We start from the raw sequence: 14,063 nt of genomic DNA, 5'->3' as shown, positions 1-14,063 counted from the left end.
CGCGTAAGCAATTAGGGGAATAGGGACTACACTACATATAACGCGCAACAAAAAAAGGAATATCATAATGATAAAGTTGATGAGCTAAATATAAAATTTAATTTTTCAATTCATTATACGCTCATCAAATTACAACACCAAGAAAAAACAACAGGCTGATTTACAATTACACTGAATTTGCAAACCAACCTGTAATTTTGAATGTAGAAACTATTGTAGCCCTTAACCTATTCCCATTTAAAGGTTTTTACAGCTATCGTGTAAATGATGATCAGCCATACCAACAAGATCAGGATCTGATGCCAAACATCAAATAATCCGGCACCTTCAAAGGCTACTTTGCGCATGGCATCGTTCAGGTAAGTTAGCGGGAGCGCCTTGCTGATAGGCTGCAGCCAGCCGGGGAAAGCGCTGATGGAGAAAAACGTACCCGACAGCAAAAACTGGGGTAAGGTAATAATATTGGCTATCGGCGGCACACTGCTCTCGTTTTTGGCGATGCCCGATACCACAAAGCCAAAGCCCATAAATACGATGAGCCCCAGAACCGAGAGTGCCAACATGTTTAACACGGTTACAAAACCATGTATTAAGGTAAAGCCAAAAGCAAAATGCCCGATGCCTATAATAAATAATGCCCCGACGAGCGAAAAAATGATCCGTGCCAGCATTTCGCCCAGTACTATACTGTAGCGTTTTACCGGTGTGGCAAAAAAGCGTTTGATAACCAGCGTAACCCGCAAACTCAGAAAAACAAAGGCCGTACCGAACACGCCGCTGCTTAACAGCGAGAAACCCAGCTGGCCGGGTAAAATAAAGTCGATGGTTTTATAAACGCGCCCGGTTATGGTTGATTCGTGCAGGGCGGCAACAGCGGGCGGCGGTACAGCGCCTTTAGGCTGGTTGGCGCTGGCCAGGATAGGAATTAACAATAAAGAGCGGAAAAACTGCCCCTTCTCGCGCGAGGCGCCGGTGTATTTTACATCAACCGTAAAAGGTGGTGTTGCATTTGCGTTCTTCTGTATTTTGATCAGCGCATCTGTGCGGCCCTTTTCAAGGTCTTGCATCAGTTCGGCATCGGTTTGGTTCACAATTAAGTTAGCGCCGCCGGTCTTTTTCAAGGCACGGTAAATATTATTGGCCGTGTCTGATCCATTCATTACGCCCACATCTACCTTAAAGCCTCCGCTGCCTCCGCCTATAAATCCAAATACCAGGATAAATATCAGTGGAAAGGCCAAACTAAAAACCACGGCCGAGGGGCTGCGTGTAATGGAACGGAAACTGGCCCGGGCAATAGCCAGCGTAGCCTTGGTGTTGCTGTATGATTGGTTCATAGCTAAGTTCTATTTTCTCCGGTAAACGGAATCGCTTCAATCCGGATCTATTATTTTATCTGATTTTTAATTCGATGATGAGTTTGGCTACCTATGCCTCTCTTAAATCCTTACCTGTTTTATGGATAAATACGTCTTCCAGGTTGGCTTTCTTAACTTGTTTATCCCGCTCGAAGCCCGAGGCCACCAATTCGTCAATAAAGTTATCGGGCGTGTTAATCCCTATAACATGGCCGCCATCAACAAAGGCTACCCTGTCGCATAATACTTCAGCTTCGTCCATGTAATGGGTGGTTATGACTACGGTGGTGCCGTTATTCCTGATCTCGCGGATCAAATCCCAAAGGTTGCGGCGCGCCTGCGGGTCGAGGCCGGTAGTAGGTTCATCCAAAAAAACAATCCGCGGGTTATTGATCAGGGTGGTAGCGATAGAGAAACGCTGCTTTTGCCCTCCCGAAAGCTCTTTGTATTTGGCTTTGGCCTTATCGGTTAAGGCTACTTTCTCCAGCATCGCTATTGGGCTTACTGTTACGCCGTATAAGCCGGAAAACAGATGGATCAGTTCGGTTAAATTCAGGTTAGGGTAATAGCCGGCTGCTTGCAGTTGCACGCCTATTCTTTGTTTAATGCTCGCGGCATCGGTGTCAATGTTAAAACCATCAACCACAATATCGCCCGAGGTTTTATCGCGAAGGGTTTCAATAATTTCGAGAGTTGTGGTTTTGCCTGCGCCATTAGGGCCAAGCAGACCGAAGATCTCGCCTTCGTAAACTTCAAAGCTAATGCCGTTTACAGCGGTAAAATCGCCGTATTTTTTAACCAGGTTGTTTACGGTAATAATAGGGTTATTTGCCATGTCGTAAAAATCGGTTACTTAATTGAAATAACCATATACTTTTCGGCGAATAGCATAATTTTTACGGTAAAAAAACGTTTAATAGCGGCTGAAAGATTTGGAATAAAAAACTTCAACATTTAAAGATTAATTTCAACCCTTTTTCCGTTCGCCCATCCTTTGGCAATCGTAGTATTATTTTTTCCTTCGTAGGTTTCCACACTATCAAAACCCATTTTAATTGGCATACGTCCGTTTGTATCAATCAGGTATATCTTTTTTTTATGATAAATTTTGCCGTAGTTCCAGTTATAGTCGCCTATACCTCCTCCTGTAATGGCCATCTGAAAGATTATTTTTCCTCTATAGTTAATGAAACCATATTTATTGTAATTCCTTATTACCGATACACCATTTTTAAATCCCCAAAACTCATCAAATATTTGATTGATTACCAGCTGGCCTTTTTTATTAATCAAACCATACCGATTTTTGATTTTGACTATTGCTACCCCTTTATAAAAAGGTTGAGCTTCTTTATATTTTGGTTTGATGATCCAGTTTCCCTTATTATTCAATATATCCGTATAAACTATCTATTTTAACACGTGCGGAATGGTCGGAAATAGAGAGGTCCTCAAAAACAGGCCTAAAAAGAATTTTACCTTTTGTAGTGATCAGCCCATATTTCTTAAACACATAACCGGTGCAATCTCCACAATCCAATTGATGCCCTCCCGAGTCAACCCTAATTAAATCATCTCTGCTGTAATCTTCTATATAATCAAATTGTGCCTGTAATATTACATTTCCTTTTAAATCAAGTAAACCTGATTTTCCGTTTAACCTGTATACCTGGTAGCTCTCATTACTTGCAACAGAATCAACCGACGATAATATCGACCGGTTTTTTCTTTCCGCCGTTTTACTATTGCAGGCAGTAATAAAAATAAAGAAACATAAAAGGCATACGCGCATAAAAATCCTATTGATGTTTTTACTGATATTAAATTGACTCTGTCCCAGCACGATGGCAATGACTTGCATACCTAAATATACCAAAAAACAACACTGATAAATAGCAACAACGAATTTGATTGCCACCCGGCAATAAACGAACGTACATCAAGCTCCTTTTCAACTTTTTCCGCCCATCTTCAACTCACTTTCCGATTTTAATACTTTGTCTCCATTCTCCTGTGCTATCAAAAAAGCGGGCTTATCTTTGGTAGCATTGCGTTTTATTTTACCACCTTTAATGGTTTTTTGTACCGGCTCAACAAATTTTTGCTTTATCGTACCCCCGGCTTCTGATTTACCCCACTTCCAGTTAACGGGATCTCCCTTTTTCATCATCTGTCGTTTGCTTATATCTACAACCCGGTAACCGGACAAGATGTTTGAGTTTAAAACTTGTATATTAAAACCTACGCAGCAGTCAACCAACTACTCATTTTTTCCGTAAAAGTATATGGCTTATATTTTTTATTGATTATTTTGCACCATATTAAACCCCTTTCAAAACGGTATGTTATTTAATTCTATTGAGTTTGCCATCTTTTACATACTCGTAACCACGTTATATTTTGTTATTTCCTACAAATTCAGGTGGATAATTTTACTGGCAGCCAGTTGTTATTTTTATATGGCGTTTGTGCCGATATATATTTTGATATTGGGGTTCACCATCGTTATTGATTACTTCGCCGGTATCTATATCGAAAAACAACAAAAGCCGCGTTACCGTAAAATGCTTTTAATGGCCAGTTTGGTAGCCAATATCGGCATCCTGGCAGTTTTTAAATACTTCAACTTCATCAATCTTAACATCGATTTTCTTTTCCAAAAGTTCGACTTACATAACCCCATACCCTATTTAACCATATTATTACCTATCGGTTTATCCTTCCATACCTTCCAGGCTATGAGCTATACCATCGAGGTATATCGTGGCAACCAAAAAGCCGAAAAACACTTTGGCATTTATAGTTTATACGTGATGTTTTATCCGCAGTTGGTTGCCGGCCCTATTGAAAGGCCACAGAATATTCTATACCAGATGCATACCAAATACCCGTTCAATTATAACCTGATGGTATCGGGTTTAAAAATGATGCTTTGGGGATTTTTTAAAAAACTGGTTATCGCCGACAGGCTTTCCATCTTTATTAACTCGGTGTATAATAATCCCGACCTGCATAACGGCACTACCATTGTTATTGCTTCGCTTTTTTTCGCAGTTCAGATCTATTGTGATTTTTCAGGCTATACCGACATCGCTATCGGCTGCGCCAAAACCATGGGCTTCGATTTGATGAAGAACTTTAACCGCCCTTACTTTGCAACCAATATCCAGGATTTTTGGCGCAGATGGCACATTTCGTTATCAACCTGGTTCCGCGATTATCTGTACATCCCTTTAGGCGGAAGCAAGGTTTCTACAGGCAGGCGTTACCTTAACCTGTTCATCATCTTTTTAGTGAGCGGTATATGGCACGGCGCTAACTATACCTATATCATTTGGGGTGCACTTCACGGCTTATATTCGGTAGTTTACGTCATCATTAAACCCTATCTGCGTAAAACTCCCGAAAACGAATTTGCAGCTACGTTAATGCGTATGGGCAACATTGCTTTAACCATTACCTTTGTAACCTTTGCCTGGATATTTTTCAGGGCCAACTCCGTTGCCGATGCCTTTAAGCTCATTCATAATTTACGCACCTTTGGCGCCACTCCATTTTTTGGCGATGGCATCAGCAACTTTGCCCACTCCATTTTAGCTATCGTTATCTTACTTATGGTTGAATACAAAATGGAATACCTGCCGCAAAAGTTCAATTTTTTTACTTCCCACAATATTGTGGTGAGGTGGGGCTCCATAGCGCTCACTGTTTTTTTATTGCTGATACTTGGCGTATTTAATGGTGGCCAGTTTATATATTTTCAATTTTAATGGAAAAGAGAAGTGTTATTAGATTCCTGACCAGGTTGGCCATTTTTTGCATCATCCTGATTGTGATTGACCGGATAGTAGGATTTGCATTTAAAAAAGTATATTTCAGCCAGCGTGTGGGCCAGTTTAGCCAAACCACCTACGCCATTGATAGCGCCCGCCAGGATATCATGATCTTCGGCAGCTCAAGGGCTGTCCGCCATTACTCATCGCCTATTATAGCTCAAGGCTTAGGCTTAAGCTGTTATAATTCCGGTCGCGATGGGCAAATGATCCCCTATTCGACTGCTGTACAGGAAGTATCGCTCAACAGGCATAAACCCAAGCTGATTATTTTAGATATTAATCCATGGGAATTGGCTGTTAACCCATCTAAGTACGAAAAACTCACTATCTTATTGCCTTATTGTAACGAGCATCCCGAGCTGATTAAATACATTGCCGAAGTGAGCGAGTTTGAACGCTATAAACTGTTCTCGCAAACCTACCCTTATAACTCCTCTATATTTATATTAGGCACCAACGCTTTACTCCCTAATTCGGTAAAAAAAGATAGTAGCGGGTATTTGCCACTGGAAGGCCGGGTTACCGAAGCTTATGTAACCAATTACTTTGAAGCGATGAAAGCCCGCTTGGTTAAATTGAAAGAAAAGCATGAGGTACCGGAGGATAAAGCAGTGGGATATTTTAAACGTTTTTTGGATAATACCGCTAAAAATAATATCAAAACGCTGGTGGTGATATCACCCACTATTTTAAAAAATCCATTTTACCTGGATAACCAAACTATCGAAAAAGAGCTACTCATTAATATCCTTAAACAATACTCCAATGTAACCTTTTTGGATTACTCTTCTGATGACCGCTTTAATAATCATCCGGAAAAATTTTCCGACGAATTTCACATGAATAAACAGGGCTCACAACAGTTTTCGAGAGACATTACGGAGTATATTAAGGCGCACCATTTGATTGAGTGATAGCCTTAATGGTGTATTAAGCTTTGCTTTTTAGTTTTTAAAAGCTGGTCGCCTCAGAAAAAGGCCAGATAGCAAAGTGTGCATATAGCGGCAACGAAGAACCGCAATGGGTATATAAATCAAATTCGGTGAGCCCATCAGGCTACGTTAGAAATTGCTTCGTGCCCCCACGGTAGCATCAGTAACACAAATACCACCGGTTACTGAAGCAACAACTTTAAACTAAAGCCAAAGTTAGCAAAGGATGTATTAAAGGCCTGCGAGGTGTAAGGCTTGGTGATTGTTGAATCATAGAAAACGCGAAGGTTAAACCGCTTATTAATCATGTAATCAACAGATGGCCTTACGGCGATATTTTGTGACCCGGAGGATACTTCCGCGGATTGGATATCGGCACGGTAAATTAAAGTTTTGGTATCGTTGATTGAAAAGTCAAGCTTAAAATTCATATCGTTATTAAGCAACACATTTTTAAACAAGCCGAATGGAAACCTAAAGTGGTTAGTGCGGTAGCCGAAACCAAATACCGTGTTGCTTTCGTTTTGCTGGGCAAGCTGGCTGTTAGCCAGGCTCAGGCTTAACGTGCGGCTTTGCCTGTATTCCAGATTAGCCGTCATGCTGTTGTGGAAACGGATATCCATCCCCAGCAAAGGCACAAACTGCTCAAAAATTGTAATTTGCGAGAATTGGTAAAAAGGTAAAAAATCGTTATTGGCATCGCGTACATCTACACCGCCATTGGCTTCATGATAGCGCTGCAAGGAGCTAAATCCGTTTACGTTGTAGCTTGAGCGGTAGCCGTGCCTCAAATCGAACGAATCAAATATTTCCGCAAAGAATGGCATATGGCCTAAACCGCTGTACGAAATTTGCCAGTTAGGTATCGGAATATTCGGAAAGCCGCCTGTTTTTACATTATTGGGATCCTTGCCTGAATAAGCCGCCAAGAAGGCATCAACCAATACATTTTGCGAGTTTGGCCCGTAACCATCGGCATAGCCGCCGGTGATGCCTGCCGAATTAGGATTTGATCTACCTAAACGCTGCGAGACAACTGCCCTGTTGTCTAAAAATTTCTGGAAGGTGCTCGATGTATTATCAATACCTGATGTTTTGCCGAAGGCCGTAGCGATGGAAAGGTATGACACGCTATAATCCCCCGATGTAATTGGGCTCAAATCTTCAAAGCTATTGGTTAGGGGTGAATATTTGAAATTGGTTTGGTAATTAAGATTGCGCGTTTTAAAGGCGGTTAGTTCAATCCGCAAATCGTGCGTTGGCTCAATGGTGGCCTTAAAGTGCATATCCTCATTGAAGGTAGTTACATACAGCTGATTTTGTAAAGTATCGGTACTTATCCAGCCATTGGCTACCGCCTTACCGCGAATATCGGCTTGGCTGCCTAACAAAAAGCCTATGCCGGGGGCATTATAGTTAGGATCGGCACCATAAAAATTTGTACCAGGCAGGTAGCCCGGTAAAAAAGTACCCTCAGTACGATTGTAAGAGCCGCTGATATTTTTAACGCTGGTTAACAGGCCCAATAAAAAGCTACCCATACCGCCCTTGTTGTTCGGATCATTAGCCTTACGCAAAAAACTAAACTTATTATATAAAGCCAACAGGTTTAGGGTAGGGTTCAACTGAATAGTGCGGGAGTTTTGGATACTGTTACCTACATTATAAGCCGGATCGGTGATGGAGAAGAGGGGCTCAGTTTTCCATTCAAACTTTGTGCTGTAATGAGCTATCATACTGGTCCAATCCAGTCCCGGGAGTTTATTGATAGGCACCGTATAATTAAAATTTAAATTATGATTGTAGTCGGTAGTGCGGCCCAGCTTTTTGAGGTTATTCCACAGGGTATCCTTTTTTAAACCGTTGATGCGGCCTGCAGGCTCATCAACCACAGCCAGGTTGGTAGCATCAATATCCATGGTGAGGGATTTGGACAGATTCCAGCCGATACCGTAAACCCTCGTGATCAGGAAATTTTTATTGAAGCTTGTGCGCAGATCCTCACTGATGGGGATAGCACCGGTTGTATTGTTATCGCGTAGCGTATTTTCAGAATAAAACCGGTCGAAATCAATCCGGAAGTTTAACCTCGACGGCAGCAAGCTGTAATTAAAATCGCGAAATATGGCCAGCAGATTATTTTTGATGATTTTTTGGAAAGGTGCATAATACCTGGGCTGGTTGGTATAATTATAGGCCAGGGCTACCTTGTATGTTTTTTGCAGGGCGTTTTCGGTCGTAAAATCATGGTGGTCGTATTCGGTGTAGGCATAGGTAGCGCTCAGGTTTTCCACATCCCAAACGTGGTTTGGCGACGATGGATTTGTTTTTACCTTATGTACATTGGCCAGGTTTATACTTTTACGGGTTGTTAAATCTACAATGCGGCTTTGGATGGAATCGCTTTGAGTTTTGCTGAGTCCTTTTATTTCGTCCTTCACTTTAATGTCACCAAGCGATGGGTCGTATTCCGGCGTGCTTAACTGCGATGATACATCTACGTAAAGAGGGATACGCATCCCGGCTTTTTCAGGGAAAAACTTACCTAATTCCATATTGGTAGCAATATCAAAATTGCGCGTATCATTCATATTGCGCGAGCTTACGCGCTGGTCTATACCTCCAAAGCCGGCCGTTGTTTTACTTCCGGATACGGTAACATCGGCAAAATCGGCAAGTTTGGCATTTAAGCGCGCCGTGGCAGCCCATCCGCCGTGTTCGTCAAAATCGGTAAGGCGCAACTCGTTAAACCATACAATGGCCGACTTATCCAGGCCATCATCCACACCCGACGCCGAATTGTTTTTATACGGATTACGCACCCCCAACATAATAGTGCGTAAACGGCTCAGATCGGGCTGCCCTTTAATGGTGATCTTATTTTTACCATCCGTAAAGGTGTAAGGTATATCAGACCGCCAATTGGCCCTGTTACGGGCAAGCTTGGCATTAGTTAGCAGGGACAGATCCAGATCTAAACTATTTGCTGTTGGCCATATGGCAGAAGGATCGCTGGTGCCAGGCTGCGTTACTTTTAAGGGTATCTCGTACTCGTAGTAATTGTCGATGTAATCCGTGCCCAACCTGATAAAAGCACTGATGTCGTTATCCTTTAAACCTGTAGCACCCACCTGCTCGGCATGTACAAACATCTGGATATGTTTATAGGAGCGTAAATCGTTATAAAAAGTTTTAAAGGTAGCTCGCGAATAACCATCGCGAAGCTGCTTAACCGTAACGGATAAAGATTGTTCGTTTAGCTGAACGTTAGTAGCCAGGTTATTATAATCGCGCTGGCGCACAATGCCCGGCGGCACAACGTACGGGATAGGGCTGCGGGTTCCATTCTCTTCGATATTAACCGTACCTACATCAATGGTTGAGTTATCCAAACCGGGGGTAGTCAAAGCTGGGTCGGCAATTACGTTAACCGGGTTATTTTCGGTATTAAAGGCTCGCCATTCTCCCCGTACCAGTTGCAAGGCAGCAAAACGCAAAACAGCTGTATCGGCAAAATTGGTCATAAACATCCTGATGAAACGGATGGCCTTAAAATCCTGAATATTGCCGACTTTGGATTGATAATCGCCGATGGGGATACGGAACTGATACCAGTTTACCGTTTGGGTTGATCCGTTGGCTAATTTAACCGTAGCAGCAACCTTGTCTGTGATATAGTTTTGCCCCACAAGCATATCCTGCGGGCGGATAGACACTTTATATTGAAAATACTCGTCGGCCTCGCTCATCGTATTATCGCGGTTAACATCCTCGCCATCCGGTAAGGAAGTGGAGGCCGAATTGGCAATACCTAACTCAGCCTGAGATTGTTGTGATGTTTTGGAGTTACCTTCGGTACCGTTATACTTGGCATAGCGCTGTAAAATACCGGCGCGGTTTTGGTCCAACGCCCCCCCACGAAAATATTGAAAATCATCTCCGGATGGGTCGGCGGCAAAATCGTTGCCGGCCTGTGTAGTGAGCTGCCCTTTAACCTGCTGCACAATGCTGGCAAACTTGTTACGCTCGTCGGCATCATTCATCCCGTCAAGGCCCACATCTTGCAGAATACGTGAATCCGGATTATTATCAAACGAATTTACCACAGGTTGCAGCTTAGGCACGCGGCCCCATATCGTTTCGTCAACCTTACTCAGGTCGCCGTCAACAGGCAAACCATTCTCCAAACTTTTGCGCCCGTCTCTTAAAATATCTTCGGTAATACTTCCCAGGTTGAAGTACAGATCGCCACCCTGTGAGTTTGGTTTATAGATATATGGATCGAGCATCCAAAACTCAATATAGGCCACATTAAGCGATTCAAAATCGTTCACATCAATTCGGCGGAACATACCGCCCCAGCGGCTTTTAGGATTTTGTAGCGTTCCGTCACTGTTGATACCGGTAGTGCTAAAGTTGTATGGCCCGCGCACGGTTGGATAAAAAGCCATATCCAGTGTGGCCAAAGCCAGCGGCGTACCCGTGATGGATTGCTTGTAGGGATAAACTTCCTGCTCGTACACCTGCCTTACATAGTGGTTGGATAACTCGTTACTGGCGTTAGCCAAAGGTGGCGAATCACTGTTTGACCTGTTGTAAAAAATGGGGTCGATATTGTAGAAAGCAAGCCGGGCACGGTTGTAACCATAACTTAACGACAGGGAGTTATATTCGGAAAAAAGCTGCGGCGTGGCCGATATTTGCCAATTGGTAGCGCTTTTAATATCAATGAGCGAGCGGCTGCTCTCAAAATCATCCAGGTAGGAGGTGCCGTTAGCACCCGCGAAATTCAAGGCGCTTGGGTGCCCTGGGATTAACTGGGCAAACTCTCCGCTAAAATTTACCGACGACGGTGCTTTAGTAGAGATAAAGGGAATTTTATCAACCAGCCGGGTTAACATGCGGGATGACGAACTGTAATTGGCATCAAACCCGTAAATGGTGTTAGAAATAGGCTCATCGCCGATGCTTATTTTTTGTGTGATGGGCTGTTCGCTTAAATGCATCACCGTAGCACCTATACTGAGTTTATTATCCACCTTATAATCAAACCGGGAGCCGAAAAGGGATCGTTGCTGCACACCGAATAACTCGTTATTCTCTACGTTGATAGTAATAGGCTGCCCGGATGCCAATAACGACTGGTTTAAAATGCGGATACGGCCGGCATTGTAATCTACCGTAAAGTCATTACCTTCAACCAGTTTATAACTCCCGGAGGTAGCCACAACCGAACCTTGCGGAATGTTAATGGCATTTAACTGGTATTCCGATCCGGACTGCGATGTATACGTACCCTTAATTACATACCGGTTGTATTGCGGAAAAAACTGCTGGGCAATGGTTTTGGTAGAATCATACAGCGGCTGATAAACATAACGCTTGATCAGGTCCTGCTCGCTGGGAAGAAATTGCTTGGTGAGGTCGGAACCAAACGGCTCCAATACCGGAAACATGATGCGTCCGTTTTGCGAATCGATGGTGACACCTTCTAAAAAATCGAAATAACCATCCGGCTGTTTCTGGCTTTGCTGGTTTAAATTGTCCAGATCCGTCAGTTGGAGCCACAGTTTATTTTTGGTGTTCTGCCCTTCCAGCATCATCGGCTGTTCAACCCCGGTTTTATCGTCTAAGCGGGTAATGCTTAATTTAAAATCACTGGAACTGATACCAAAGGCCCCCAGCGAATAGATGTTTTTCATCATCAGCTTCCAGGTTGGCAGGTTGGTTTTTAATATTTCGTTCTTCAACAATTTAGTGAACAGTACCTTGGGCGTAGTGGCATCAACCTTTGCATCTGTAGAAAACTCACCCACCTGGTACTCCTTACCATTATAAGTATAGCGGTAAGCAACCGCCAACACTTCATCATTATTGAGCGGATAGTTTAAGGATATATACCCTAACTGCGCATGCAGTGTAAACTCTTTGTCGGTAAGCTTACGGGCATAAGTTAGTTTTGAATAATTGTCGGTAGCGCCGGTAGACTGGAAATAAGTGTTCAGAGCGTTCGAACTGGTTAACCTTGCATCAGCGGGCAAGTTAGCTAACAGCGTATTTGATTGCTGCGTAAAACCCGGGCCATTAAAGCCGGCAGGTAAAGCCGAGCCTCCACCCCTTATCAGGCTGCTATTATTCGGCCTGTTTTCGCCGAGATCCAGGAAGCCCACAATATCACGCGAATCGGTAGTGCTGTTGTTGCGGTTGGTTGTCCATACCTCAATTTTGGTGATGGTAATATTGGAGTTGATGATAGGAATATTGGCCAGCGCCTTATCGTAGTTATCCCTAAAATATTGTGCTAAAAAATAATGCTTGTTAGCCTCATAATCGGCTGGGGTTAACCTAAACGCGGCTTGTTGCGAGCCATTGGTAATGGTGATCTGTTGCGATTGTGAGCGTTGCTGAGAAAATATGCTGGTTACATCCAACTTACCGAACTTCAATTTTGTTTTTACACCAAATAAGGCTTGGCTGCCGGTTATCAGCGTGGTGTTTAAAGGCATACTTACGGTACCGGCCTCTATCTTCTGGATAATTTCGTCGGGCTTACCGGTATAATCCAATTTGATCTGGTTCTCAAACTGAAACTGTGCATCGGTATTGTAATTGGTATTGATCTTCAGCTTATCGCCTATGGTACCCGTCACGTTCATTTGAATGTGCTGATCAAAGTTAAAGTTGGCCTGGGTACGCTGTGTGCTGTTAAATAAGGGATTCTGGTTGGTATTAACCTGCCCTGCAAACACCATTTCGGCCGAGCCCTGCGGGCGGATATCGATAATGTTGCTGCCGAATATTTGCTCAAAGGTGTGGCTGCGGATCTTGATCTGAGGGATAAAACCCGGTTGTTGCGAGGCATAAGCATAGTTATCGGCCAGCTGCTTCCAATATATCTTTTGGGTTTCGCGCTGTTTCAGCTCTATGTATTGCGAGAAAGTAAGGTATTGAACGGGACGAAAAAGCAGGTTACCTACTTTTTCGGTAAGGATATAGCGATTGCTTACCGCATCGTATTCGATGGTGCGGACCAGGTTTGGCGGGTCGGGCTGAAATATGCCTTCTTTAGCCTTCCCGTTATTGGTTTTATCAATTTTAATTGGATACTTTGCCGACGAGGAATCCTTTTTTAATACAGAACCCGTTTGCGCATGCAGTTGCATACTGCCAAACATTGCAGCAAAAAACACAATGCAGAAAGCAAGCTTCCAGGTAAAAACGTTAATCAATTGGATAAGTAAATTTGTTTCAGTAATTATAAATTTTTAAGGGCAATTTTTATTAATTGCTCTACTGTTAAATTGTCTGTTGTCGACTTGATGGCATTGTCTAAAGCCTTTTCTCCAACGTTTTTAGCAAATCCCAGCATAACCAGGGCCGAAAGAGCTTCATCTTTCGCCGTGTGAATTACCGGAACATTAATTAATGTATCCGGACCATCTTTACGCAGCTTATCCTGCAGCTCCAGAACGATGCGTTGTGCCGATTTGGGGCCGATGCCTTTGATACGCTGAATCAGGGGTACATCACCTTTAATAATTGCATTTTGTATTTCGGCAGGGGTTATAGATGATAAAATCATCCGCCCTGTATTAGCACCAATACCCGAAACCGATATCAAATGCAAAAAAAGCCTCCGCTCACCTTCATCAGCAAAACCGTACAAAGTGTGCGCATCTTCTTTTACATGCAGCCAGGTAAAAAGTTTACAGCTCTCTTTATCCGATATGTTTGAATAGGTGTTTAACGATATGTTAATGTGGTAGCCAACGCCACCGGCATCGATAATTACGTAGGTTGGGCATTTGAAAGCTAATTTTCCATTGATATATGCGTACATATCTATCCTTACATGATGTTATTGGCCGGTAAGCACGCCCTTAACAGGCGCAATTACCGGCTGACTAATTTAACTAATAATTACATCAATAAAGTGT

Annotated in this window: 9 protein-coding genes; 2 read left to right on the top strand and 7 right to left on the bottom strand. The window is 43.1% G+C overall.

What is annotated here, in order from left to right; all coding sequences use genetic code 11:
• Nucleotides 1-227: 227 nt before the first annotated feature.
• From MUCPA_RS21000 to MUCPA_RS20980, 5 genes are all read right to left on the bottom strand, one after another.
• The gene (locus MUCPA_RS21000; RefSeq protein WP_008509138.1) at nt 228-1,337 is read right to left on the bottom strand and encodes an ABC transporter permease; all 1,110 of its coding nucleotides are present in this window, start codon (nt 1,335-1,337) and stop codon (nt 228-230) included.
• Between the two features lie 91 nt (nt 1,338-1,428).
• The gene (locus tag MUCPA_RS20995; RefSeq protein WP_008509137.1) at nt 1,429-2,193 is read right to left on the bottom strand and encodes an ABC transporter ATP-binding protein; all 765 of its coding nucleotides are present in this window, start codon (nt 2,191-2,193) and stop codon (nt 1,429-1,431) included.
• A 119-nt stretch (nt 2,194-2,312) separates the two neighbouring features.
• Nucleotides 2,313-2,750, bottom strand: a complete 438-nt coding sequence (locus MUCPA_RS20990; protein ID WP_040626229.1) for a WG repeat-containing protein — start codon at nt 2,748-2,750, stop codon at nt 2,313-2,315.
• Nucleotides 2,743-3,219, bottom strand: a complete 477-nt coding sequence (locus MUCPA_RS20985; protein ID WP_040626225.1) for a WG repeat-containing protein — start codon at nt 3,217-3,219, stop codon at nt 2,743-2,745. Before MUCPA_RS20985 ends, MUCPA_RS20990 begins: the two co-directional genes overlap by 8 nt.
• A 90-nt stretch (nt 3,220-3,309) precedes the next feature.
• Nucleotides 3,310-3,528 carry a hypervirulence associated TUDOR domain-containing protein gene (locus tag MUCPA_RS20980; protein WP_008509136.1) on the bottom strand — a complete coding sequence of 73 codons (219 nt, stop codon included), beginning with the start codon at nt 3,526-3,528 and terminating at the stop codon, nt 3,310-3,312.
• Nucleotides 3,529-3,700: 172 nt separating this feature from the next.
• Here MUCPA_RS20980 and MUCPA_RS20975 point away from each other — a divergent pair, with 172 nt between their 5' ends.
• The gene (locus MUCPA_RS20975) at nt 3,701-5,128 is read left to right on the top strand and encodes an MBOAT family O-acyltransferase (RefSeq protein ID WP_008509135.1); all 1,428 of its coding nucleotides are present in this window, start codon (nt 3,701-3,703) and stop codon (nt 5,126-5,128) included.
• Complete coding sequence (locus tag MUCPA_RS20970; protein WP_008509134.1) at nt 5,128-6,108, top strand: hypothetical protein; 981 nt, start codon at nt 5,128-5,130, stop codon at nt 6,106-6,108. The genes MUCPA_RS20975 and MUCPA_RS20970 overlap by 1 nt, the downstream gene beginning before the upstream one ends.
• 200 nt (nt 6,109-6,308) lie before the next feature.
• On the opposite strand, the gene sov is transcribed toward MUCPA_RS20970, so the two are convergent.
• Together sov and ruvA are read right to left on the bottom strand one after the other, a co-directional pair.
• On the bottom strand, nt 6,309-13,355 hold the full coding sequence (gene sov / locus MUCPA_RS20965; RefSeq protein ID WP_008509133.1) for a T9SS outer membrane translocon Sov/SprA: 7,047 nt from the start codon (nt 13,353-13,355) through the stop codon (nt 6,309-6,311).
• A gap of 26 nt (nt 13,356-13,381) precedes the next feature.
• Complete coding sequence (gene ruvA / locus MUCPA_RS20960; protein WP_008509132.1) at nt 13,382-13,966, bottom strand: Holliday junction branch migration protein RuvA; 585 nt, start codon at nt 13,964-13,966, stop codon at nt 13,382-13,384.
• Between the last annotated feature and the right edge of the window lie 97 nt (nt 13,967-14,063).

It is taken from the genome of Mucilaginibacter paludis DSM 18603, from assembly GCF_000166195.2.
GTDB classification, from domain to species: Bacteria; Bacteroidota; Bacteroidia; order Sphingobacteriales; family Sphingobacteriaceae; genus Mucilaginibacter; species Mucilaginibacter paludis.
This window is presented reverse-complemented; position numbering and strand designations above follow the sequence as displayed.

Excerpts from the sequence above, each read along its gene's own strand:
- MUCPA_RS20975 (WP_008509135.1), top strand. The coding sequence starts at position 3,701 with ATGTTATTTAATTCTATTGAGTTTGCCATCTTTTACATACTCGTAACC.
- MUCPA_RS20995 (WP_008509137.1), bottom strand. The coding sequence starts at position 2,193 with ATGGCAAATAACCCTATTATTACCGTAAACAACCTGGTTAAAAAATAC.
- MUCPA_RS20985 (WP_040626225.1), bottom strand. The coding sequence starts at position 3,219 with ATGCAAGTCATTGCCATCGTGCTGGGACAGAGTCAATTTAATATCAGT.
- MUCPA_RS21000 (WP_008509138.1), bottom strand. The coding sequence starts at position 1,337 with ATGAACCAATCATACAGCAACACCAAGGCTACGCTGGCTATTGCCCGG.
- ruvA (WP_008509132.1), bottom strand. The coding sequence starts at position 13,966 with ATGTACGCATATATCAATGGAAAATTAGCTTTCAAATGCCCAACCTAC.
- MUCPA_RS20970 (WP_008509134.1), top strand. The coding sequence starts at position 5,128 with ATGGAAAAGAGAAGTGTTATTAGATTCCTGACCAGGTTGGCCATTTTT.
- MUCPA_RS20980 (WP_008509136.1), bottom strand. The coding sequence starts at position 3,528 with ATGATGAAAAAGGGAGATCCCGTTAACTGGAAGTGGGGTAAATCAGAA.